Genomic DNA, 23417 nt, shown 5'->3' on the forward strand with positions numbered 1-23417 from the left:
TAATGAATGCAAGAACGGTAAATAAAGTTTGGACAGGTATCTTTTATGGGGTTGCAGCTTTAGTTGTAGCTTTGCTGGCTTTTTTAATGTACGAAATTCTGCAAAAGGGATGGGGATTTTGGGATCCTAGTTTCTTATTCGGAGAACCAAGCAATACAAGAGCTGGTGGGGGAATTGGTCCACAGTTATTCAATTCTTTCTACATGCTTGTTATAACACTTATTATATCTATTCCTCTTGGACTAGGGGCTGGAATATATTTAGCGGAGTATGCAAAACAAGGTCGTTTTTTAAGTTTTGTTCGTTTATGTATTGAAACAATGGCGTCTTTACCTTCTATTGTTGTTGGACTATTTGGCTTATTAGTATTTGTTACAATGACAGGCTGGGGATATACAGTAATGGGTGGAGCTCTTGCTTTAACTATTTTGAATTTGCCTGGTTTAACACGTGTTTGTGAAAATGCGATTTCTGAAGTTCCTCATAATGTAAAAGAGGCGAGTCTTGGACTAGGTGCAACGAAATGGCAAACAATTGCCCGCATCATTATCCCGTCTTCGTTACCACAAATTATTACAGGTATTATTTTAGCGGCAGGCCGTATATTCGGTGAAGCTGCGGCGTTAATTTATACAGCGGGTTTAACATCACCTATTTTAAATTCAGCAGCGGACTTCTCGAGCCCCTCGCATCCTTTAAATCCATTTAGACCAGCTGAAACGTTAGCTGTTCATATTTGGAAATTAAACTCTGAAGGGATTATCCCGGATGCGAAGTTAATTGCAACAAAATCTGCAGCTGTATTAATTATTATGGTATTACTCTTTAATATCATTTCTCGTTTCGTAGCATCTGTATTACACAAGCGTTTTACAGGAGCGAAAAAAAGTCGTAAAACGACGAAGAAGGTAAAAGCGGCATAAATAGCAAAGAAGAACTCTCTATTTATAAGTAGGGAGTTTTTTTGTTTTTATATAGAAGGAATGGACATAACAATTGTTGAATTTTTAATTGATTATACAGATGAATAAATACTGATTAGAGAGGAGTTTTAATGTGTTTTTTCTGCAAATGTCAGGTTTTCCTGGATCAGGAAAATCAACAGTGTCAAAATATATAGCCAAGCTGACAGGTGCTGTAATTGTAGATCATGATGTTTTGAAATCAGCATTGCTAAAATCATTAGAAATGAAAGGGATTAAATCAAAAACTGTTGGTGGGTTATCGTACGATGTTGAATGGGCATTGATTGATTCTTATTTAGAACAAGGGCATAGTGTTATATTGGATAGTCCGTGTTTATATGAGGGGATGGTTGAAAAAGGAATTAAATGGTCAAATAAACATGGTGTGAAATATAAATATATTGAATGTTATCTTAATGATATGGAAGAGATTGATATGAGGCTGCAAACACGTAAGCGTATGATCAGTCAAATTGGAGAAGTGGAGTCGGAATTAGCTTTTAAAAAGTGGTTAAATGGTAGTAAAAGACCTTCAAATAGTGAATACCTTATTGTAGATTCTGGTAAACCTCTAGAGCAATATGCCCCAAAAATAATGAGTTATATCGGTAGATAAATAAAAAGGCGTTATCTTCATTCGAGAAGATAACGCCTTTTAGTTTAAATATCAGGTGTTTCTGTAGAAGTGCTTATTTTTCTGCGGGAGCGTCTTTTTCTCCCGATTTTATCTAATAGTTCATACATAACGGGAACGACTACTAATGTAAGAACGGTTGAGACTGCCAAACCACCGATTACAACGACGGCCAGACTTTTCGATACCATACTTCCTGCTTGAGATTGCCCGAAGAGGAGTGGTAGCATAGCGACGATTGTTGTTATAGCTGTCATAATAATTGGGCGTAATCTAGTAGATCCTGCTTCTAGTAAGGCTTCTCTTGTTTCCATACCGTTTTCCCGATTTTGTTGCACTCTTTCTATTAATACAATAGCATTTGTAACGACAATCCCGATTAACATTAATGCGCCGATTAATGAATTTACGTCAACAGGTGTTCTTGAAATGATTAATCCTAAAATACCGCCGACAGCAGCTAATGGTAAAGAGAATAAAATCGCGAAAGGAGCACGTGCTTGCCCGAATGTGATAACCATAATTAAATATACAATCCCGATTGCGATCCCCATAATTTTGAATAAATCTGTGAAGTTCTCTTGCATAGATTCAGTAGCACCTGCGACATTTACTTTTGCTCCGTTAGGTAAATCTAAGTCGGCTATCGCCTTGTTTACTTCTGCGCTTACTTTGCTTAAATCTTCACTTGAAGCTTCTGCGGTAATTTGAATCGTTTCTTTCCCATCTTTATGGAAGATTTCCGTTTGAAGTTGTTTTTCTGAAATAGTTGCAATATCTTTTAAAGGAATTGGTCCGTTAATAGGTGATAGTATGTTTGTGTTTAAAATATCTTCTTGTTTGTTAATGGATGCCTTTTTATGTTCTATCATAATGGTTGTTTTTTCATTATTGATTGAGATTTCCCCAAGAGGAGATTTCTTCATAAGGAATGATACTTGTTGTGCTACTAATTCTGGTGTTAAACCATGTAGTTCCGCTTTTGTTTGATCGATATGAATTTGCCATTCTTTTTTAGAGTCTTCTATATTTGTTTTTACTTTAGAGAGATCGTCCATACCTTTTAGTTTTGTTTCGACGATGTTAGCGGCCTTTTGTAAATTTGTTTCGTTAGTAGCTGTTACATTAAATTGTAAGTTGTTTCCGCCTCCGGAGTCAGAGTAACTCGTTTTTATATAATCAAGTTCAGCTGGTTCGAAAGCTGTATGATCCTTTTTTAATTCTTTAATATATTGGTCTATGTCAGATCCTTTTTTAAAGACTACAAATATAGTTGCAAGATTGTTTTGAGTTGTCTGTCCCCATTGTGCATCTTCTGCGCTAGATCCCATTCGCAAAATAACATCTGTTACATCAGAATTAGAGAGGAGTTTCTTTTCGAAATCAAAGGCTTTTTGTTTTTTAGCTTCAGAATCATAATCACCTGGAAATGTCATGTTAACGGAAAGCATTGTATCGTCCTCAGACTTTATGTTAGCTTTCGGAAGTAGTATGTAGGCTGCAATTGATCCTGCAAATAATAAAAAAGAAGTGAGTAGAATGATAAACTTATGAGAAAGAGCCCACTTTAATGTAGCGACATATCGCGGTGAAGAATGTGAATTGCGACGTTTTGTTTTTTTGAGCAGTAAAAAAGCCATAAGTGGAACGACTGTTAATGCCACAATTAAGGAAGAAAGTATAGAATACACAACTGCTAACACCATAGGTAACATTAGTTTTCCGATTACTCCCGATACGAGACCGATAGGTAAAAAAACGGCGACTGTCGTTAAAGTAGAAGAGGTAATTGCGACGGCGACCTCTTTTGTTGCATCGAGAATAATATCTTTAGAGAAAGATTCTTTTTGTAAACGACGGAAAATATTCTCGATGACAACGATACTATCATCGACGAGACGTCCAACTGCAACGGCTAAGCCACCAAGAGTTAGAATGTTAAGTGTGATGTTAGATTGATGGAGTAAAAATAGTGTTAATAAAATAGATAATGGAATACTAACGACAGCGATGAGTGTTGTTCGGAAGCTGCGTAAAAAGATTAAGATAATGAGAGTTGCAGCAATTGCCCCAAGGATTACTTCTTTTCCCATACTAGTAACAGCATTTTCAACTTGCTCATGAGTTGAAGCTAAAAGTTTAATAGAGAATTGATCTTTATATTGCTTGCTTATATCTTTAATCTTTTTATCAATCTCTTTTCCGATTGCAACCGCATTTTTACTCGGCTCTTTCATGATGATTAATCCTGTTCCTTCTTCCCCGTTTATGTGCGAGATTGTATCGTAATGTTGTTTTAATTCAATTTGAGCAACATCTTGTAATTTTACTTGAGGTGTAACGGTGATGTTTTTTATGTCATTTACATTTTTTATATCCCCGATGACACGAAGATTGTATTCTGCCTTATTAACGGTAATTGCTCCGGCTGGAGTGGAAGTTTCTTTTCCTTGTAAAACTGTTAATACTTGCTGTGATGTTACGTTTTTATCTTTTAGTTGGTTAGGATCAAGTACGATGGATAATTCGGAAGTTGATTTTCCGAAAAACATAACATTGGCAACACCATCAATGCTTTCGAGTTGTGGTACGATTTCTTTCTCAATTTGTTTTTCGTCAGCTTTTGAAAATCCGTTTTGCTTCTGGATGGTAATTTGAGCGAGTGGAATCATAGAAGTGTTTAATTGGCTAACAACAGGTTTAGTTACATCTTTAGGTAATTTAATCGTATTAATTGTTTTTTCGACTTCGCGTGCCGCGTCTTTCATATTTGCCTTGGATGTATATGCAATGTCGATGCGTGATAATCCCTCATGTGTGGAAGAAGTGATGCCATCGATATGTTCTAAATTACGAAATTGTTTTTCAAGGGGGTCAGTTACGTCCTTGGTCATCGTTTCAGCATCGAGCCCTTGAGATAATGTCGTAACAGTTATTGCAGGGTTGTCGATGCTTGGTAAAAATTCCATAGGTAATTTAGAACCGGAATAAACACCGAGTATGGAAATGAGAAAAACCATGATAATAATAGCGGCTCGGTTTTTTAATGAAAATTTTGTTAACCTATCCATAAAATAATTCCTCCATTAGTTTATTTATAGTTTTGTGGGCACTTTCTTACTATATAACAAAAATTGGATATCTTTCATTAATTAAATGTAAAAAAATTCTAACAATAATCTTAATTTAATATTTCGAGGGGAAGTTTGTTATTTGTGGAAGCAAAATTCCTGATTGGAGAGAAAAATCAGGAATTAAAGTTTTGCTCTAGTATAGTGGCCGCGTTTTTTGTTACTCTACATTTAAATGATTATGTGTCCTTCTTAAGTAGAACTATGGTAATTATAAAATTAAAAAAGGAGAAGACTAAAGGTTAGGAAGTTATTGTGAAATACTGCTTGGTTGATGATAGTGTATAGTAACTTGTATACAATCAAAATGAATGTTTTTAGTAGAAAGGATAAGGATTCTTTCTATAGAAGAAAGTAGGATAGATAACTTTTTGTATTTTTTTATAAAAAATACTTGTTATTTAAAAACCATGATGGTATATTAATAAACGTCGCTGATGCGGAAACGCAGAAAACGACAAAAAAGAAATTCAAAAACATAGTTGACATCGAAAAATGAAGATGTTAATATGATGAAGTCGCTTTTGAAGCGGCAGACAAGTTCTTTGAAAACTGAACGAAACAAACAACGTGAACGTCAATTTTTATTTTTAGATGCTAGACAAACTAACTTTATTGGAGAGTTTGATCCTGGCTCAGGATGAACGCTGGCGGCGTGCCTAATACATGCAAGTCGAGCGAATGGATTAAGAGCTTGCTCTTATGAAGTTAGCGGCGGACGGGTGAGTAACACGTGGGTAACCTACCCATAAGACTGGGATAACTCCGGGAAACCGGGGCTAATACCGGATAATATTTTGAACTGCATAGTTCGAAATTGAAAGGCGGCTTCGGCTGTCACTTATGGATGGACCCGCGTCGCATTAGCTAGTTGGTGAGGTAACGGCTCACCAAGGCGACGATGCGTAGCCGACCTGAGAGGGTGATCGGCCACACTGGGACTGAGACACGGCCCAGACTCCTACGGGAGGCAGCAGTAGGGAATCTTCCGCAATGGACGAAAGTCTGACGGAGCAACGCCGCGTGAGTGATGAAGGCTTTCGGGTCGTAAAACTCTGTTGTTAGGGAAGAACAAGTGCTAGTTGAATAAGCTGGCACCTTGACGGTACCTAACCAGAAAGCCACGGCTAACTACGTGCCAGCAGCCGCGGTAATACGTAGGTGGCAAGCGTTATCCGGAATTATTGGGCGTAAAGCGCGCGCAGGTGGTTTCTTAAGTCTGATGTGAAAGCCCACGGCTCAACCGTGGAGGGTCATTGGAAACTGGGAGACTTGAGTGCAGAAGAGGAAAGTGGAATTCCATGTGTAGCGGTGAAATGCGTAGAGATATGGAGGAACACCAGTGGCGAAGGCGACTTTCTGGTCTGTAACTGACACTGAGGCGCGAAAGCGTGGGGAGCAAACAGGATTAGATACCCTGGTAGTCCACGCCGTAAACGATGAGTGCTAAGTGTTAGAGGGTTTCCGCCCTTTAGTGCTGAAGTTAACGCATTAAGCACTCCGCCTGGGGAGTACGGCCGCAAGGCTGAAACTCAAAGGAATTGACGGGGGCCCGCACAAGCGGTGGAGCATGTGGTTTAATTCGAAGCAACGCGAAGAACCTTACCAGGTCTTGACATCCTCTGAAAACTCTAGAGATAGAGCTTCTCCTTCGGGAGCAGAGTGACAGGTGGTGCATGGTTGTCGTCAGCTCGTGTCGTGAGATGTTGGGTTAAGTCCCGCAACGAGCGCAACCCTTGATCTTAGTTGCCATCATTAAGTTGGGCACTCTAAGGTGACTGCCGGTGACAAACCGGAGGAAGGTGGGGATGACGTCAAATCATCATGCCCCTTATGACCTGGGCTACACACGTGCTACAATGGACGGTACAAAGAGCTGCAAGACCGCGAGGTGGAGCTAATCTCATAAAACCGTTCTCAGTTCGGATTGTAGGCTGCAACTCGCCTACATGAAGCTGGAATCGCTAGTAATCGCGGATCAGCATGCCGCGGTGAATACGTTCCCGGGCCTTGTACACACCGCCCGTCACACCACGAGAGTTTGTAACACCCGAAGTCGGTGGGGTAACCTTTATGGAGCCAGCCGCCTAAGGTGGGACAGATGATTGGGGTGAAGTCGTAACAAGGTAGCCGTATCGGAAGGTGCGGCTGGATCACCTCCTTTCTATGGAGAATTGATGAACGCAGTTCATCAATAAACGTTGACTTGTTTTGTTTCGTTCAGTTTTGAGAGAACTATCTCTCAAGTTTAAATGTATGTTCTTTGAAAACTAGATAACAGTGTAGCTCATATTTTTTTAATTTTAGTTTGGTTAAGTTAGAAAGGGCGCACGGTGGATGCCTTGACACTAGGAGTCGATGAAGGACGGGACTAACGCCGATATGCTTCGGGGAGCTGTAAGTAAGCTTTGATCCGAAGATTTCCGAATGGGGAAACCCACTATACGTAATGGTATGGTATCCTTACCTGAATACATAGGGTATGGAAGACAGACCCAGGGAACTGAAACATCTAAGTACCTGGAGGAAGAGAAAGCAAATGCGATTTCCTGAGTAGCGGCGAGCGAAACGGAATCTAGCCCAAACCAAGAGGCTTGCCTCTTGGGGTTGTAGGACATTCTATACGGAGTTACAAAGGAACGAGGTAGACGAAGCGACCTGGAAAGGTCCGTCACAGAGGGTAATAACCCCGTAGTCGAAACTTCGTTCTCTCTTGAATGTATCCTGAGTACGGCGGAACACGTGAAATTCCGTCGGAATCTGGGAGGACCATCTCCCAAGGCTAAATACTCCCTAGTGATCGATAGTGAACCAGTACCGTGAGGGAAAGGTGAAAAGCACCCCGGAAGGGGAGTGAAAGAGATCCTGAAACCGTGTGCCTACAAATAGTCAGAGCCCGTTAATGGGTGATGGCGTGCCTTTTGTAGAATGAACCGGCGAGTTACGATCCCGTGCGAGGTTAAGCTGAAGAGGCGGAGCCGCAGCGAAAGCGAGTCTGAATAGGGCGTTTAGTACGTGGTCGTAGACCCGAAACCAGGTGATCTACCCATGTCCAGGGTGAAGTTCAGGTAACACTGAATGGAGGCCCGAACCCACGCACGTTGAAAAGTGCGGGGATGAGGTGTGGGTAGCGGAGAAATTCCAATCGAACCTGGAGATAGCTGGTTCTCCCCGAAATAGCTTTAGGGCTAGCCTTAAGTGTAAGAGTCTTGGAGGTAGAGCACTGATTGAACTAGGGGTCCTCATCGGATTACCGAATTCAGTCAAACTCCGAATGCCAATGACTTATCCTTAGGAGTCAGACTGCGAGTGATAAGATCCGTAGTCAAGAGGGAAACAGCCCAGATCGCCAGCTAAGGTCCCAAAGTGTGTATTAAGTGGAAAAGGATGTGGAGTTGCTTAGACAACTAGGATGTTGGCTCAGAAGCAGCCACCATTTAAAGAGTGCGTAATAGCTCACTAGTCGAGTGACTCTGCGCCGAAAATGTACCGGGGCTAAATACACCACCGAAGCTGCGAATTGATACCAATGGTATCAGTGGTAGGGGAGCGTTCTAAGTGCAGTGAAGTCAGACCGGAAGGACTGGTGGAGCGCTTAGAAGTGAGAATGCCGGTATGAGTAGCGAAAGACGGGTGAGAATCCCGTCCACCGAATGCCTAAGGTTTCCTGAGGAAGGCTCGTCCGCTCAGGGTTAGTCAGGACCTAAGCCGAGGCCGACAGGCGTAGGCGATGGACAACAGGTTGATATTCCTGTACCACCTCTTTATCGTTTGAGCAATGGAGGGACGCAGAAGGATAGAAGAAGCGTGCGATTGGTTGTGCACGTCCAAGCAGTTAGGCTGATAAGTAGGCAAATCCGCTTATCGTGAAGGCTGAGCTGTGATGGGGAAGCTCCTTATGGAGCGAAGTCTTTGATTCCCCGCTGCCAAGAAAAGCTTCTAGCGAGATAAAAGGTGCCTGTACCGCAAACCGACACAGGTAGGCGAGGAGAGAATCCTAAGGTGTGCGAGAGAACTCTGGTTAAGGAACTCGGCAAAATGACCCCGTAACTTCGGGAGAAGGGGTGCTTTCTTAACGGAAAGCCGCAGTGAATAGGCCCAAGCGACTGTTTAGCAAAAACACAGGTCTCTGCGAAGCCGTAAGGCGAAGTATAGGGGCTGACACCTGCCCGGTGCTGGAAGGTTAAGGAGAGGGGTTAGCGTAAGCGAAGCTCTGAACTGAAGCCCCAGTAAACGGCGGCCGTAACTATAACGGTCCTAAGGTAGCGAAATTCCTTGTCGGGTAAGTTCCGACCCGCACGAAAGGTGTAACGATTTGGGCACTGTCTCAACCAGAGACTCGGTGAAATTATAGTACCTGTGAAGATGCAGGTTACCCGCGACAGGACGGAAAGACCCCGTGGAGCTTTACTGTAGCCTGATATTGAATTTTGGTACAGTTTGTACAGGATAGGCGGGAGCCATTGAAACCGGAGCGCTAGCTTCGGTGGAGGCGCTGGTGGGATACCGCCCTGACTGTATTGAAATTCTAACCTACGGGTCTTATCGACCCGGGAGACAGTGTCAGGTGGGCAGTTTGACTGGGGCGGTCGCCTCCTAAAGTGTAACGGAGGCGCCCAAAGGTTCCCTCAGAATGGTTGGAAATCATTCGTAGAGTGCAAAGGCATAAGGGAGCTTGACTGCGAGACCTACAAGTCGAGCAGGGACGAAAGTCGGGCTTAGTGATCCGGTGGTTCCGCATGGAAGGGCCATCGCTCAACGGATAAAAGCTACCCCGGGGATAACAGGCTTATCTCCCCCAAGAGTCCACATCGACGGGGAGGTTTGGCACCTCGATGTCGGCTCATCGCATCCTGGGGCTGTAGTCGGTCCCAAGGGTTGGGCTGTTCGCCCATTAAAGCGGTACGCGAGCTGGGTTCAGAACGTCGTGAGACAGTTCGGTCCCTATCCGTCGTGGGCGCAGGAAATTTGAGAGGAGCTGTCCTTAGTACGAGAGGACCGGGATGGACGCACCGCTGGTGTACCAGTTGTTCTGCCAAGGGCATAGCTGGGTAGCTATGTGCGGAAGGGATAAGTGCTGAAAGCATCTAAGCATGAAGCCCCCCTCAAGATGAGATTTCCCATAGCGTAAGCTAGTAAGATCCCTGAAAGATGATCAGGTTGATAGGTTCGAGGTGGAAGCATGGTGACATGTGGAGCTGACGAATACTAATAGATCGAGGACTTAACCATATAATATGAAGCAACGTTATCTAGTTTTGAGAGAATATAAAAAACTTATTGACTTTCTAAGTGAATCAAGTATAATAATGTTTGTCTCAATCGAATATAGTCTGGTAATGATGGCAGAGAGGTCACACCCGTTCCCATACCGAACACGGAAGTTAAGCTCTCTAGCGCCAATGGTAGTTGGGACCTTGTCCCTGCGAGAGTAGGACGTTGCCAGGCAAAATGGAGGATTAGCTCAGCTGGGAGAGCACCTGCCTTACAAGCAGGGGGTCGGCGGTTCGATCCCGTCATCCTCCACCATATAGTCGGAGGGGTAGCGAAGTGGCTAAACGCGGCGGACTGTAAATCCGCTCCTTCGGGTTCGGCAGTTCGAATCTGCCCCCCTCCACCATTTCTTAATTATTGGGCTATAGCCAAGCGGTAAGGCAACGGACTTTGACTCCGTCATGCGCTGGTTCGAATCCAGCTAGCCCAGCCATTAAGAGCCATTAGCTCAGTTGGTAGAGCATCTGACTTTTAATCAGAGGGTCGAAGGTTCGAATCCTTCATGGCTCACCATTTTCTTAAAAAATATGCGGGTGTGGCGGAATTGGCAGACGCACTAGACTTAGGATCTAGCGCCTTTGGCGTGGGGGTTCGACTCCCTTCACCCGCACTTTTAATAAAATAACTCAAACATGTCTTGCGGAAGTAGTTCAGTGGTAGAATACAACCTTGCCAAGGTTGGGGTCGCGGGTTCGAATCCCGTCTTCCGCTCCAATTTTCAGTATGACATGCCGGGGTGGCGGAACAGGCAGACGCACAGGACTTAAAATCCTGCGGTGGGTGACCACCGTGCGGGTTCGACCCCCGCCCTCGGCACCATATGCGCCCGTAGCTCAATTGGATAGAGCGTTTGACTACGGATCAAGAGGTTAGGGGTTCGACTCCTCTCGGGCGCGCTTTTATTAACGGGAAGTGGCTCAGCTTGGTAGAGCACCTGGTTTGGGACCAGGGGGTCGCAGGTTCAAATCCTGTCTTCCCGATTTTCCCAAAAACATGGGGCCTTAGCTCAGCTGGGAGAGCGCCTGCCTTGCACGCAGGAGGTCAGCGGTTCGATCCCGCTAGGCTCCACTTTATTTTTTATATGTCGGAGGTATACCCAAGTTCGGCTGAAGGGATCGGTCTTGAAAACCGACAGGCGGCGAGAGTCGCGCGGGGGTTCGAATCCCTCTACCTCCTCCATTTTTTAAAAAGTGGTTTAGTTACATATAAAAATGAATAAGATATTAATTTTTCCTTCATGGAGGTATACCCAAGTTCGGCTGAAGGGATCGGTCTTGAAAACCGACAGGCGGCGAGAGTCGCGCGGGGGTTCGAATCCCTCTACCTCCTCCATTTATTTTTAAAACATAATATCGTCGCGGGGTGGAGCAGTACGGTAGCTCGTCGGGCTCATAATCCGAAGGTCGCAGGTTCAAATCCTGTCCCCGCAACCAATGGTCCCGTGGTGTAGTGGTTAACATGCCTGCCTGTCACGCAGGAGATCGCCGGTTCGACCCCGGTCGGGACCGCCATTTTATGTTGGCTCGGTAGCTCAGTCGGTAGAGCAGAGGACTGAAAATCCTCGTGTCGGCGGTTCGATTCCGTCCCGAGCCACCATTTTTTTGTTTTTTTTTTATGCCGGCTTAGCTCAATTGGTAGAGCAACTGACTTGTAATCAGTAGGTTGGGGGTTCAAGTCCTCTAGCCGGCACCATTTAGGGGCATAGTTTAAAGGTAGAACTGAGGTCTCCAAAACCTCCAGTGTGGGTTCAATTCCTACTGCCCCTGTAAAGTATATGGGCCTATAGCTCAGCTGGTTAGAGCGCACGCCTGATAAGCGTGAGGTCGATGGTTCGAGTCCATTTAGGCCCACCATATATATTCCGCAGTAGCTCAGTGGTAGAGCTATCGGCTGTTAACCGATCGGTCGTAGGTTCGAGTCCTACCTGCGGAGCCATGGCCCGTTGGTCAAGTGGTTAAGACACCGCCCTTTCACGGCGGTAACACGGGTTCGAATCCCGTACGGGTCATAAAAAAAGAGTCAGCATATTGCTGACTCTTTTTTATTATGTATAAGCCTCTTTTTATCACCTTATTTTCCTGAAATAAATAAAGGGATTTAGGAAAAGCTATGGTATGTATTAAAAGGAGGAGATGAAAAATGACGCAAGTTAGAGAACTTATGAGTACTCATATCGTACATTGTACACCATTAGACAATGTATATGAGGCAGCTGTAAAAATGAAGGAAGAATCGGTTGGATTGATTCCTGTTATTGAAAATAAACAAGTTGTTGGGCTTGTTACTGATCGAGACTTAGTTGTTCGTGGGATTGCTGAAAAACATCCTGGATCTAATCAAATTACAAATGTAATGACAACAAACATTGTTTCAGTTTCTCCAGACGATTCTATTGAAAAAGCTACAGAATTAATGGCACAATATCAAATTAGACGGTTACCGGTTGTTGAGAGCGGTCAACTTGTTGGGATGCTAGCACTAGGTGATTTAGCTATAAGAAAATCAGCAGATGATCAAGCAGGGTTTGCTTTAAGTGAAATCTCAGAGCATATGGAATAAATTATGTATAAAGATCAGATACATTATTCTAGTATATACGGATTAAACTAATATGTTAGCGTGATGTATCTGAGACATTATATAATAAGTATAGAGTCAATATTTTTGACAGTTTTTTAAAATTTGTCATTCCTAATTTTTAATAAGAGAAAAAATGATATACTGAGAGATATAAGTGTTATTATAGATTTTGAATATAACAATATTCGTTGTTAATGATGTAATAATGAATTAATATTTCCTACGTAGATAAAGTGAAACTTTAATTATTGGGGGGTGTCCATCCCCCAATAATTATTAGTTGAACCAATCGGGCTTTTATGGGCAGTTTTATCTCCCACCTAACTTCCTCGCATTCGCAGAATTTTGAGGTGGGAGTCTTACTGCCCGCAAATAGCGGGATAAAAAGGGAAGGGGAATTATATGAGGGCTGTACAGGGCGATCCAAATTGGAATTTGGTTACAGATACATATATAGAACCAAATAATTTCGCTGAGTTATTTTCTTTGCTTGTACCTTGTCATCCAAAAGGTGAAAGGAAAGAGCGAACTATATTAGTATGGAAAGAAAAAGAATTTTATAAAGAAGAAAATTTAGCGGCATTTATCGTATATGGCATGAATAAAGTAAAGAATTTACCGCAGTTTCATAAAGATGAAATTCCAACTCTAGTACGTATTCTTCGTTTATGTCAAGAGATTGGTTGGTATGAAGAGGCAAATGCTTTTATGATAACCCAAGGGCTAGATGAATTTGTCCGAACTTCATTGGAGTATGAAACATGGGATCTTTTGACGAAAGCAGTTGCTTTAAACTATTTAATTATTAAATATCGTATTGGTGAATTAACAGCTGAGGATGTAGAAATTTGGAAGCGAGTTAAATTTAGTGAGAAATGTATAACAGATTGCAAACATCTATTATCTCATAAAGAAGTATTGGAATTTACATTCTTTTATATGTGTAAGCGAGCTAAAACACTGTCAAAAGAGCAATTAAATAGTGATATGATGAGTCTGGCAATGTATTGTAATACTTTTGTATATGATTTATATACACATGACTTATTACGAAAGTATCGTAAGTGTACAGACTTCCTATCATATTATGGACCTAGTCAAGCAGTTTTAGCTTGTCAAAGAGCTGTACTTTCACAAATTTCCGATCGATTAGACCCTTTAAAGACAACTCATGTAGATGATTATTTATATGTGATGAAAGAAATGATGGAGCATATGACGATAGGGGTAATGGATCGGTATGGTCATTTTATTGGAAAGCTACTATCATATGTACCATTTTTCGAAATGATCCAAGTTCCACAGCATGCATATTATTGTGAAGAATTACTGTATATTTGTAAGGGAATTGAATACAAAGAAGAAATACTACGCAATTATATATTTATACAATTACATGATTGTTTACCATCATTCTTTAAACTATTTCTTAAAAATAAGCGTTATGCAACGATTCATGATATTCTTTTCTATTGGTGCGACGATGAACAAAGAATGAGCTTAGAGAAAAAATATAATCTTAGTTTCATTTATGAAAAATATGCTTGTGGATAAACCATATTTTACATATTAAAAATTAATATAAATTAAAAAGGATCTCAAGTTTATGTGAGATCCTTTTTTTGTTAGTAAAGCAAGGAGAAAGTAACTAAGATAAGAAATAACATTCCATAAAGGAGAAATTGTGCAGTATAACTTCCTTGTATACCAAAAAAAGTATTCATTTTTTCATATAAATTCAATATATATTTCATTGGATTATCTTTGAAAGATTGGTACACAGTGTCTCCTCTTTCTAAGCTTCTTGTTCATGTTTTTGGTTATTAGGAACATGAACGTATCTAGCTATGAATAATAAAACACCTATAAAGAATACAGGAAGTACGGTAGATAAATAAAAACCATTACTAATTATATTTGTTATAAGAGCACTTAAAAGAAAAATTACATTATAAATATGGGCAATTTTTTGTTTTAGCCGCATTTGTAATGCTTCCATAATGATTTCTAAAGCAACAAAAGCAATAATAATAGATAAAAATACAGTGTTCGTATTATAAATGATTAAACAACAGATTAAACCTAAAAAGGCCAGGTATTCAATAAAGAGAGGTATATTGCGTGGCATATAATTTACCTAACTAAATATGGCAGTGGGTTTACTGCATTTGTTTTTTCAAAATTCCATTCCCCATTATGTAATTCAAAATGGAGATGTTGCCCGTATGAATGACCTGTGTTTCCCATATGACCTACTAATTGTCCAGTTTGTACTTGATCACCAGCTTGTACAGTGCGATCCTTCATATGAGCATAAACTGTTGTATATAATTTCCCATTTATTTGATGGGCGATGAACACGACATTGCCGTAGCTAGCCGAATAATAAGATTTCACAACCTTACCTGCAGCAGCAGCTTGAATAGAGACATTTCCTTGTGCTGCTATATCTATACCATAATGCATTTGCTCCCAGCGCATATCAAAAGTGGAGCTGATTTTCCCTTGAGTAGGGAATTTGAAAACTGCTGGAATTGATGCAGGTTGAGCTGTTTTAGCTTGTGCTTGATTTTGATTTTGCACTACATAGTGTTTTGCTACATATCCGTATCCTGTGCCAAAACGAATTTTATACCAAGTACCTACCGTTTCTACTACTTGTACTTGTGTACCATTTTGTAATGAGCCAAGTAGAGTGCCACTTGTGCTAGCATTGCTACGTACATTTAATTTTGGTGTTGCAACAGTATAAGAAGGAGAACCTTGTACTGTTACACCTTTTACTAGAGGTGTGGATCCATTAGATACAAATGTTTTTTGTACGTAACCAATTTGACCGTTATGTAATATTTTGTACCAATCTCCTTGTTCACCTTGAATGGTAATGAATTGACCATTTGGTAATATATCTAGAATAGAAGACTCTGTATTAGGTTCAGAACGAACGTTTAATGCGTTTGCATTTACGATATATTGAGACTTTGGTTGAACATTTTTTTTGAATAGAATTGCATCTTTTTTCATATAGCCTGTTTTGTTGTTAACAGATACTTTATACCAATCTTGAACTGTTTCAAGAATAGTAACCGGGCTATTAAATCGAATGGTATCAACTATTGCACTGTCTGTATGGCTATTTTGATGTAGTGCAACGTTGTCAATTTTTACATATCCAGTTTTTACTGTAGATGGTTGCTTAGCAGCCGCTGTTTGTATATCGGATTCTCCCATAGAAGGAAGTAAAGAAGCAATTGCGATAGTAGTTGCTGTTAAAGCTGTGGCTTTCATATTCATGTAATAAAGACCTCCTCTAGTTGTATAGTTGTAATTTTATTATAGTATAAAGATATAATATATTGGTCGTATTCACATAAATGTAATATGAAATCAATAAAAATAATGTCAGAAGAGAGATTCGTATATAAATATTGTATATATCATTTGTGAGGTCGCATTTATATTTGTTTAACACGTTAAGATTTAATTTGCAATTAAGAAAATTAAAACAGTTGATGATGTCTTATGGCGATGTTATACTGACAGTGATAATTTTATAGTTTGCTAGGAGGGCTGGTGTTGCCAGCTGAGAGTAGGGCCATAAGCCTTTGATCCTTTTTATTACCTGATCTAGATTATGCTAGCGTAGGGAAGCAATTCGGACATTAACAATGAGTCCCCGTTTCTTTGCGTATAGAAACGGGGCTTTTTTATTTGAAAATTTCATATTAACACCACTAGGGGTGCTTTTCGTGCTGAGAGAGGAATAATCCTTAACCCTTACAACACCTGATCTAGATAATACTAGCGAAGGGAAGTGGAACAACGAATAAATTATAATTTTATTTGCTGTAACCACTTCTTATATACAGAAGTGGTTTTTTTATTGAGATAAATAGATATATAGGAAGGGGAATTATTAATGAAATTTTGTGAAAGATTATTTGATACGGTGCAGCCTGTTTGGGAGAAAAGTCATAATCATCCGTTTGTAGTAGGTATGGGGGATGGTACGTTGGAAAAAGACAAATTCCAGTACTATATTATTCAAGATTATTTATATTTGTTAGATTATGCAAAGCTATATGCAATTGGGGTTGTAAAGGCAACGAATCCACAAGTTATGGCAAAATTTGCAGAGCAAATTGATGGGATTTTAAATGGAGAAATGACGATCCATAAACAGTATGCAAACAAACTTGGCATTACTGTAGAGGAGATAGAATCTGCGAAACCATCTGCTAAAAATTTAGCCTATACAAATTACATGATGTCTGTATCTCAAAATGGCACACTTGCAGAATTAATATCAGCTTTACTTCCATGTATGTGGAGCTATTGGGAGATCGGAAAGCGTTTAAATGATATTCCTGGAGCAAGAGATCATGAGTTCTTTGGAGAGTGGATTCAAGGATATAGTTCTGAAGAATACGGTAACCTTTGTATTTGGTTAATAGATTTATTAAATGAAACGGCAGTTGGAAAGTCAGAGAAAGAGCTAGACCGATTAGAGGAGATTTTCTTATATTCCAGCCGATTTGAATATTTATTCTGGGATATGGCTTATCGTAAGGAGATGTGGGGTTTTGAGGAGCAAGAACATACTACAGTTTCATAATGTTTCCTTTCATTATGATGAAAAACCAATCATCAATGAATTAAATGCTTCTATACAAGATAAAGAGTTTGTAAGTATTATCGGACCGAGTGGATGCGGGAAAAGTACTTTATTTCGCCTTATTACAGGCTTAGAAGAGGCAAGTACTGGACAGATAGAGCTGACAGAAACAAAGAAGAGTCATTCTGTAGGGTATATGCCCCAAAAAGATATGCTCTTGCCGTGGAGGACGATTATTGAGAATGCGGCCCTGCCGCTAGAGTGCCAAGGTGTGCAGAAGAAAGAAGCGCAAGTAAAAGCGAAAGAACTGTTACATAAATTTGGTTTACAAGGGTACGAGAAAAAATATCCGAAAGATTTATCTGGTGGTATGAGGCAACGCGTATCTTTTATCCGAACTTTATTAACAGGAGGGGAGATATTATTGTTAGATGAACCGTTTAGCGCATTGGACGCTTTAACGAAGGCATCTTTGCAAGAATGGTTGTTTGAACAATGGAAAGAGTGGGAAAAAACAATTTTATTTATCACTCATGATGTTGAAGAAGCATTGTTTCTTTCTAATCGAATTTTGGTTGTAGAAAATCAACCGATAGCAACTTTAACTGAGCGAATTGTGCCGCTTGATCGTAACCGAACAAGAAAAGATTTATATAAGCCTGAAGTGTTAGCGCTTAAAGAAGAGCTCCTTAGTATGTTACAAAGGCAGGTACTCGTATGATGAATCGCTTGAAGGAGTTATTACCTGCCCTTATATTAAGTGGAATTTTACTTGCTCTGTGGGAAGTAGGAGCAAGAATTGTAGATGAGATGTACATTTTGCCATCACCTTCTGCAATTGTAATGAAGATATGGGCGCTGAAAGATATATTATTTACGGTTCATTTACCTGCAACGTTATACGTCGTTTTAATAGGCGTTGTTATTTCTATCGTACTGGGCGTAGGGCTAGCAATGTTAATGAATGCGAGTACGTGGATGGAAAGAGCATTTTATCCGTTATTAGTTGCTTCACAAACAATCCCGATCACTGCGCTTGCACCGCTCTTCGTTTTATGGTTTGGATATACCATCTGGAGTAAGGTTGTTGTTACCGTTTTAATTACGTTTTTCCCAATTGCGGTCAATACGTATGATGGACTGCGCAGTACGAAAAAAGAATGGGAGGAGCTATTAGTTACATATGGTGCAACGAAAAAAGATGTTTTTCTAAAGCTAAAGTTGCCATCTGCTCTTCCTTATTTTTTTTCAGCGTTAAAAATTGCGATACCACTTAGCGTTATTGGGGCAGCGATTGGTGAATGGCTCGGTGCACAAGCTGGGCTTGGATATTTCAGTAAAAGAATGATGACGCAGTTAGACGGAGCTGGTGTATTTGCACCAATTGTATTGTTATCATTATTAGCTATTTTCTTCGTCATACTTGTTTCGATATTAGAAAAGAAATTTATTAGTTGGAGGAAACATTCATGAAATTATTAAAACGCATCTTTGTGTTTACATTATTAGTTGCAATGATTGCAGGATGTTCGAGTAACTCGGCATCAGATAAGAATAAATCAGAAAAAGAAATAACAGTAATGCTTGATTGGTACCCGAATGCGGTACATAGCTTTATTTATACGGCAATTGAAAAAGGATACTTTAAAGAAGAAGGAGTCAAGGTGAATATTAAATTCCCTTCTAATCCGACTGATCCATTAACGCTAGCGGCAGCAGGGAAAGTGACAGTTGGTTTGTATTATCAACCAGATGTTGTCATGGCAAAAGCAAATGAACAAATTCCAGTGAAATCAATTGGAGCTGTCGTACGTTCACCGTTAAATCATGTTGTATCACTGAAGTCAGCAGGCATTCAATCGCCAAAAGATTTAGAGGGGAAAACAGTTGGATATTCTGGAACACCTTTAAGTGAGATGTATTTAAAAACGATGGTAAAAGAAGCTGGTGGTAATCCAGATACAGTGAAAGTAGTCGATGTTGGCTTTGATTTAGTACCAGCATTAATTACGAAAAAAGTGGATGCGGTAACAGGGGCATACATTAACCATGAAGTACCTGTTATGCGTCATGAAGGTCATGAACCAGCATACTTTAATCCAGCAGATTATGGTGTACCAAACTATCATGAGCTTGTGTTTGTAACGGGTGATAAAACGTTGAAAAAAGATAAAGAAGCATTGCAAGCCTTTTTACGTGGGGCACAAAAAGGGTATGACTTTATGAAGAAAAACCCTGATGAAGCATTAAATATTTTATTAGATCATCAAGAAAAAGAAAACTTCCCGCTTGTACCAGAAGTTGAAAAAGAAAGTATGAAAATTTTATTAGAGAAGATGGAAACGAAAGATGAGCCATTCTTATCAGATTCAAAAGAGTCATGGGAGAAACAAAACAAATGGTTGAAAGACAAAGGAATGACGAAAGAAATCGTACCAGCCGATGAATTATTTGAAAACATTTTAAAGTAGGCGAATGAATATGAAAAATGAGCTCCATGTAATCTCAAATGGCCATATGCCATTCGAAGAGTTAGTGAATGTAGCGATGCAAATTGAGAGCGAGATTGATTATTTGCATATTCGTGAGCGTGAGAAGAGTACGAAGGAATTGTATGAAGGTGTGGAAAGTCTTTTAAAAAAAGGCTTTCCGCCATCTAAGCTTGTTATAAATGATCGAATTGATATCGCCATTCTATTAAATATTCCTCGTGTTCAACTAGGATACAGAAGCGCAGATGTAAGGTTAGTGAAAGAAAAATTTTCTTATTTGCATGTCGGTTATTCAGTACATTCGTTAGATGAAGCGATAGTAGCATTTAAAAATGGAGCAGATTCACTCGTTTATGGTCATGTATTTCCGACAGATTGTAAAAAAGGTGTGCCAGCGAGAGGATTAGAAGAAATTGCTCATATGGCAAGTTGTTTATCCATACCAATAACTGCAATTGGTGGGATTACCCCTGAAAATACAGGTGATGTTCTTGCAAATGGTGTAAGTGGCATTGCTGTTATGTCCGGGATTATAAGCAGTAGTAATCCGTATAGCAAGGCGAAATCTTATAAGGAATCAATAAGAAAGTGGGCGGAAAAACATGTGTAAGAAGTATGATGTAGCGATTATTGGCGGAGGTGTAATTGGTAGTTCAGTTGCACACTTTCTAGCAGAAAGAGGGCATAAAGTAGCGATTGTAGAGAAGCAAAGAATCGCATCTGAAGCTTCGAAAGCAGCTGCTGGTTTGCTCGGTGTTCAGGCAGAATGGGATGCATATGATCCGTTGTTTGAGCTTGCTAGAGAAAGCCGTGCTATATTTCCACAACTTGCAGAAGTTTTACGTGAAAAAACAGGCATCGATATTGGGTATGAAGAAAAGGGCATTTATCGCATCGCTCAAAATGAAGATGAGAAGAAAAGAATTCTTCATATTATGGATTGGCAACAGAAAACAGGTGAAGATTCATATTTTCTAACGGGCGATCGTTTGCGAGAAAAAGAGCCGTTTCTATCCGAATCAATTATAGGAGCAGTATATTATCCAAAAGATGGTCATGTTATTGCACCAGATCTTACGAAAGCATTCGCACACTCCGCGGCATTTTCTGGAGCTGACATATATGAACAGACAGAAGTGTTTGATATTCAAATTGAAAACAATAAAGTGGCTGGAATTGTTACGAGTGAAGGTGTAATAACATGTGAAAAAGTCGTTATCGCTGGAGGCTCATGGAGTACGAAATTACTACATTATTTCCATAGTGATTGGGGTACATATCCTGTTAAGGGTGAAGTTGTTGCAGTAAGAAGCAGGAAACCTCTCTTGAAAGCTCCTATTTTCCAGGAAAGATTTTACATCACGCCGAAACGTGGTGGCCGTTACGTAATTGGGGCAACAATGAAGCCTCATACGTTTAATAAGTCTGTACAACCAGAAAGTATTACTTCCATATTAGAGCGTGCTTATACAATATTGCCTGCTTTAAAAGAAGCAGAATGGGAAAGTACGTGGGCTGGGTTAAGACCGCAGTCTAATCATGAAGCTCCTTATATGGGAGAGCATGAAGAAATAAAAGGTTTATATGCTTGTACGGGCCATTATCGAAACGGCATTTTATTAAGTCCTGTTTCTGGTCAGTATATGGCTGATTTAATAGAAGGAAAGCAGGAGAATCACTTGCTAGATTCATTGCTTTCTAAAACGGTTTAGAAAGGGGATGGAAGTTTGAATTTAAAAATTAATGGTAACCAAATTGAAGTACCAGAGGGTGTAAAAACAGTAGCTGGGCTACTTACACATTTAGAGTTAGATAACAGAATTGTTGTAGTAGAACGTAATAAAGATATTTTACAAAAAGATGATCATAACGATACATCTGTTTTTGATGGGGACCAAATTGAGATTGTAACTTTCGTAGGAGGCGGTTGATTATGTTAAACATTGGACAATTTTCATTTCATTCTAGACTTTTATTAGGAACAGGGAAATTCCCTGATTTTGATGTGCAGCAAAAGGCAATTGATGTTTCTGAGGCTGAGATTTTAACATTCGCAGTACGTCGTATGGATATATTTGATGCGAAGCAACCTAATTTATTAGAGAAACTTGATGTGAAAAAATATACGTTATTACCGAATACAGCAGGAGCAAAAAATGCTGAAGAAGCTGTTCGTATTGCAAAATTAGCAAAAGCTTCTGGACTTTGTGACATGATAAAAGTAGAAGTTATTGGTGATGATAGAACGTTATTACCTGATCCAGTAGAAACGTTAAAGGCATCTGAAATGTTACTAGAAGAAGGATTTATCGTTCTTCCTTACACATCTGATGATGTTGTATTAGCACGCAAACTACAAGAACTTGGTGTACACGCGATTATGCCAGGAGCATCACCGATTGGTTCAGGGCTTGGTATTGTAAATCCATTAAATTTAAGTTTCATTATTGAACAAGCGACAGTACCAGTTATCGTTGACGCTGGTATTGGTAGTCCAGCTGATGCAGCATTTGCAATGGAATTAGGAGCAGATGGTGTGTTATTAAATACTGCAGTATCTGGAGCGAACGATCCTATTAAAATGGCATACGCAATGAAATTAAGTATTGAGGCAGGACGATTAGGGTTTGAAGCAGGTCGTATTGCACGTAAGCGCTGCGCGACAGCAAGTAGTCCTTTAGAAGGAATGAGCGTAGTTGAATAATCGATATTCTCGCCAAGAACTATTTTCTCCAATTGGGGAAGAAGGGCAACAAAAGCTAGGAGAAAAGCATGTACTTATTATCGGTGCAGGTGCATTAGGTAGTGCAAATGCAGAGATGTTTGTAAGAGCAGGCGTTGGTCAAGTAACAATTGTTGACCGTGATTATGTCGATTGGAGTAATTTGCAAAGACAACAATTGTATGCAGAGAGTGATGTAGAGAATAATCTTCCGAAGGCTGTAGCGGCAAAAAAACGTCTAGAAGAGGTTAATAGTGAAGTAAGAGTAGAAGCTCTCGTTCAGGATGTAACGGCTGAAGAGTTGGAAGAACTCGTTACAAATGTTGATGTAATCATCGATGCGACTGACAATTTCGAAACACGTTTCATTGTGAATGATATATCGCAAAAATATTCTATTCCATGGGTTTATGGGGCATGTGTAGGGAGTTACGGTCTTTCTTATACTATTATTCCAGGAAAAACGCCATGTTTATCTTGTTTATTACAATCGATTCCACTTGGCGGAGCGACATGTGACACAGCGGGGATTATATCACCTGCTGTATCTCTCGTCGTTTCTCATCAAGTAACGGAAACGCTTAAACTGTTAGTAGAAGATTATGACTCGCTTCGAGATGGGCTTGTGTCATTTGATGTATGGAAAAATGAATATTCATGTATGAATGTGCAAAAGCTTCGTAAACATAATTGTCTATCGTGTGGTGAGCAAGCACTATATCCGTATTTAAATAAGGAAAATACTTCAAAGACAGCGGTGTTATGCGGGAGAAATACAGTTCAAATTAGACCACCTCATAAAGAGAAAATGGATTTTGAACAATATAAAAGATTGCTGAATGATCGTGTGACTGATTTGAATGTAAATCCATATTTATTATCCTTTTCTGTTGGAGAAAAGAGATTAGTTGCCTTCAAAGATGGTCGTGTACTTGTGCATGGAACGAAAGATATAAGTGAAGCGAAAACAATTTATCATCGCTATTTTGGGTAGAAAAGGATGA

Annotated in this window: 16 protein-coding genes, 20 tRNA genes, 3 rRNA genes and 2 riboswitches; of the genes, 36 read left to right on the top strand and 3 right to left on the bottom strand. The window is 40.1% G+C overall.

Annotated features, from left to right (window positions below; translation table 11 throughout):
• Positions 1 to 2: 2 nt before the first annotated feature.
• Both pstA and MKY70_RS03820 read left to right on the top strand, forming a co-directional pair.
• Entirely contained in the window at positions 3 to 923 is a 921-nt protein-coding gene (pstA, locus tag MKY70_RS03815) for a phosphate ABC transporter permease PstA (protein WP_002010630.1), read from the top strand.
• Positions 924 to 1056: 133 nt separating this feature from the next.
• A complete protein-coding gene (locus MKY70_RS03820) occupies positions 1057 to 1581 on the top strand; it encodes an AAA family ATPase (protein WP_088031267.1) in 525 nt (174 codons plus the stop codon).
• 44 nt (positions 1582 to 1625) lie between these two features.
• On the opposite strand, the gene MKY70_RS03825 is transcribed toward MKY70_RS03820, so the two are convergent.
• Positions 1626 to 4670 (bottom strand): efflux RND transporter permease subunit, encoded by a 3045-nt coding sequence (locus tag MKY70_RS03825; RefSeq protein WP_341023271.1) that lies wholly within the window; start codon positions 4668 to 4670, stop codon positions 1626 to 1628.
• A gap of 672 nt (positions 4671 to 5342) precedes the next feature.
• On the opposite strand from MKY70_RS03825, the gene MKY70_RS03830 reads away from it, so the two are divergent.
• From MKY70_RS03830 to MKY70_RS03950, 25 genes are all read left to right on the top strand, one after another.
• Positions 5343 to 6894, top strand: a 16S ribosomal RNA gene (locus MKY70_RS03830).
• A 146-nt stretch (positions 6895 to 7040) separates the two neighbouring features.
• Positions 7041 to 9962, top strand: a 23S ribosomal RNA gene (locus MKY70_RS03835).
• 100 nt (positions 9963 to 10062) lie between these two features.
• Positions 10063 to 10178, top strand: a 5S ribosomal RNA gene (gene rrf / locus MKY70_RS03840).
• Together the 16S, 23S and 5S rRNA genes with 20 tRNA genes alongside form the textbook arrangement of a ribosomal RNA operon.
• 5 nt (positions 10179 to 10183) lie before the next feature.
• A tRNA-Val gene (locus tag MKY70_RS03845) sits at positions 10184 to 10259 on the top strand.
• Between the two features lie 7 nt (positions 10260 to 10266).
• Positions 10267 to 10350 (top strand) — tRNA-Tyr (locus MKY70_RS03850).
• Positions 10351 to 10362: 12 nt separating this feature from the next.
• Positions 10363 to 10437: transfer RNA gene (locus tag MKY70_RS03855), tRNA-Gln, on the top strand.
• Positions 10438 to 10441: 4 nt separating this feature from the next.
• Positions 10442 to 10517: transfer RNA gene (locus tag MKY70_RS03860), tRNA-Lys, on the top strand.
• A 16-nt stretch (positions 10518 to 10533) separates the two neighbouring features.
• A tRNA-Leu gene (locus tag MKY70_RS03865) sits at positions 10534 to 10614 on the top strand.
• 29 nt (positions 10615 to 10643) lie between these two features.
• Positions 10644 to 10718 (top strand) — tRNA-Gly (locus tag MKY70_RS03870).
• Between the two features lie 16 nt (positions 10719 to 10734).
• Positions 10735 to 10823: transfer RNA gene (locus MKY70_RS03875), tRNA-Leu, on the top strand.
• Between the two features lie 3 nt (positions 10824 to 10826).
• Positions 10827 to 10900 (top strand) — tRNA-Arg (locus MKY70_RS03880).
• 10 nt (positions 10901 to 10910) lie between these two features.
• A tRNA-Pro gene (locus MKY70_RS03885) sits at positions 10911 to 10984 on the top strand.
• A 15-nt stretch (positions 10985 to 10999) separates the two neighbouring features.
• Positions 11000 to 11072, top strand: a tRNA-Ala gene (locus tag MKY70_RS03890).
• Positions 11073 to 11090: 18 nt separating this feature from the next.
• Positions 11091 to 11183, top strand: a tRNA-Ser gene (locus MKY70_RS03895).
• A gap of 60 nt (positions 11184 to 11243) precedes the next feature.
• Positions 11244 to 11336: transfer RNA gene (locus MKY70_RS03900), tRNA-Ser, on the top strand.
• A gap of 24 nt (positions 11337 to 11360) precedes the next feature.
• Positions 11361 to 11437 (top strand) — tRNA-Met (locus MKY70_RS03905).
• Positions 11438 to 11439: 2 nt separating this feature from the next.
• A tRNA-Asp gene (locus tag MKY70_RS03910) sits at positions 11440 to 11515 on the top strand.
• 9 nt (positions 11516 to 11524) lie between these two features.
• Positions 11525 to 11600: transfer RNA gene (locus MKY70_RS03915), tRNA-Phe, on the top strand.
• Positions 11601 to 11620: 20 nt separating this feature from the next.
• Positions 11621 to 11696, top strand: a tRNA-Thr gene (locus tag MKY70_RS03920).
• Positions 11697 to 11699: 3 nt separating this feature from the next.
• A tRNA-Trp gene (locus MKY70_RS03925) sits at positions 11700 to 11770 on the top strand.
• Positions 11771 to 11780: 10 nt separating this feature from the next.
• Positions 11781 to 11857, top strand: a tRNA-Ile gene (locus tag MKY70_RS03930).
• 7 nt (positions 11858 to 11864) lie between these two features.
• Positions 11865 to 11939: transfer RNA gene (locus MKY70_RS03935), tRNA-Asn, on the top strand.
• A gap of 1 nt (position 11940) precedes the next feature.
• Positions 11941 to 12012 (top strand) — tRNA-Glu (locus MKY70_RS03940).
• Between the two features lie 131 nt (positions 12013 to 12143).
• Positions 12144 to 12563 (top strand): CBS domain-containing protein, encoded by a 420-nt coding sequence (locus tag MKY70_RS03945; protein WP_002010634.1) that lies wholly within the window; start codon positions 12144 to 12146, stop codon positions 12561 to 12563.
• Between the two features lie 423 nt (positions 12564 to 12986).
• Positions 12987 to 14138: a DUF3965 domain-containing protein gene (locus MKY70_RS03950; protein WP_088034001.1), complete on the top strand. Its 1152-nt coding sequence runs from the start codon at positions 12987 to 12989 to the stop codon at positions 14136 to 14138.
• A 241-nt stretch (positions 14139 to 14379) separates the two neighbouring features.
• Here the strand turns inward: MKY70_RS03950 and MKY70_RS03955 are convergent, their stop codons facing one another.
• Positions 14380 to 14712 carry a hypothetical protein gene (locus MKY70_RS03955; protein ID WP_002010638.1) on the bottom strand — a complete coding sequence of 111 codons (333 nt, stop codon included), beginning with the start codon at positions 14710 to 14712 and terminating at the stop codon, positions 14380 to 14382.
• 5 nt (positions 14713 to 14717) lie between these two features.
• The gene (locus MKY70_RS03960) at positions 14718 to 15878 is read right to left on the bottom strand and encodes an SH3 domain-containing protein (RefSeq protein WP_002029853.1); all 1161 of its coding nucleotides are present in this window, start codon (positions 15876 to 15878) and stop codon (positions 14718 to 14720) included.
• A 259-nt stretch (positions 15879 to 16137) separates the two neighbouring features.
• Positions 16138 to 16250: riboswitch (TPP riboswitch) on the top strand.
• A 60-nt stretch (positions 16251 to 16310) separates the two neighbouring features.
• Positions 16311 to 16414: riboswitch (TPP riboswitch) on the top strand.
• A gap of 89 nt (positions 16415 to 16503) precedes the next feature.
• On the opposite strand from MKY70_RS03960, the gene tenA reads away from it, so the two are divergent.
• The 9 genes from tenA to MKY70_RS04005 are packed head-to-tail and all read left to right on the top strand — an operon-like array spanning position 16504 to position 23407.
• Positions 16504 to 17199 (top strand): thiaminase II, encoded by a 696-nt coding sequence (gene tenA, locus MKY70_RS03965; RefSeq protein WP_341023275.1) that lies wholly within the window; start codon positions 16504 to 16506, stop codon positions 17197 to 17199.
• Positions 17168 to 17920: an ABC transporter ATP-binding protein gene (locus MKY70_RS03970; RefSeq protein WP_061689269.1), complete on the top strand. Its 753-nt coding sequence runs from the start codon at positions 17168 to 17170 to the stop codon at positions 17918 to 17920. Before tenA ends, MKY70_RS03970 begins: the two co-directional genes overlap by 32 nt.
• Positions 17920 to 18672 carry an ABC transporter permease gene (locus MKY70_RS03975; protein WP_002029858.1) on the top strand — a complete coding sequence of 251 codons (753 nt, stop codon included), beginning with the start codon at positions 17920 to 17922 and terminating at the stop codon, positions 18670 to 18672. Before MKY70_RS03970 ends, MKY70_RS03975 begins: the two co-directional genes overlap by 1 nt.
• The gene (locus MKY70_RS03980) at positions 18669 to 19670 is read left to right on the top strand and encodes an ABC transporter substrate-binding protein (protein ID WP_088033998.1); all 1002 of its coding nucleotides are present in this window, start codon (positions 18669 to 18671) and stop codon (positions 19668 to 19670) included. The genes MKY70_RS03975 and MKY70_RS03980 overlap by 4 nt, the downstream gene beginning before the upstream one ends.
• Before the next feature lie 10 nt (positions 19671 to 19680).
• Positions 19681 to 20301: a thiazole tautomerase TenI gene (tenI, locus tag MKY70_RS03985; protein ID WP_061675217.1), complete on the top strand. Its 621-nt coding sequence runs from the start codon at positions 19681 to 19683 to the stop codon at positions 20299 to 20301.
• Positions 20294 to 21403, top strand: coding sequence for a glycine oxidase ThiO (gene thiO / locus MKY70_RS03990; protein ID WP_341023279.1), 1110 nt, complete (start codon positions 20294 to 20296; stop codon positions 21401 to 21403). The genes tenI and thiO overlap by 8 nt, the downstream gene beginning before the upstream one ends.
• A gap of 15 nt (positions 21404 to 21418) precedes the next feature.
• Entirely contained in the window at positions 21419 to 21622 is a 204-nt protein-coding gene (thiS, locus tag MKY70_RS03995; protein WP_044738334.1) for a sulfur carrier protein ThiS, read from the top strand.
• A 2-nt stretch (positions 21623 to 21624) separates the two neighbouring features.
• On the top strand, positions 21625 to 22395 hold the full coding sequence (gene thiG / locus MKY70_RS04000; protein ID WP_002087526.1) for a thiazole synthase: 771 nt from the start codon (positions 21625 to 21627) through the stop codon (positions 22393 to 22395).
• Positions 22388 to 23407 carry a thiazole biosynthesis adenylyltransferase ThiF gene (locus tag MKY70_RS04005; RefSeq protein ID WP_033708802.1) on the top strand — a complete coding sequence of 340 codons (1020 nt, stop codon included), beginning with the start codon at positions 22388 to 22390 and terminating at the stop codon, positions 23405 to 23407. The genes thiG and MKY70_RS04005 overlap by 8 nt, the downstream gene beginning before the upstream one ends.
• Positions 23408 to 23417 lie beyond the last annotated feature (10 nt).

The sequence above is a fragment of the Bacillus sp. FSL R9-9492 genome (assembly GCF_038007365.1).
In the GTDB taxonomy this organism is placed as follows: domain Bacteria; phylum Bacillota; class Bacilli; order Bacillales; family Bacillaceae_G; genus Bacillus_A; species Bacillus_A mycoides.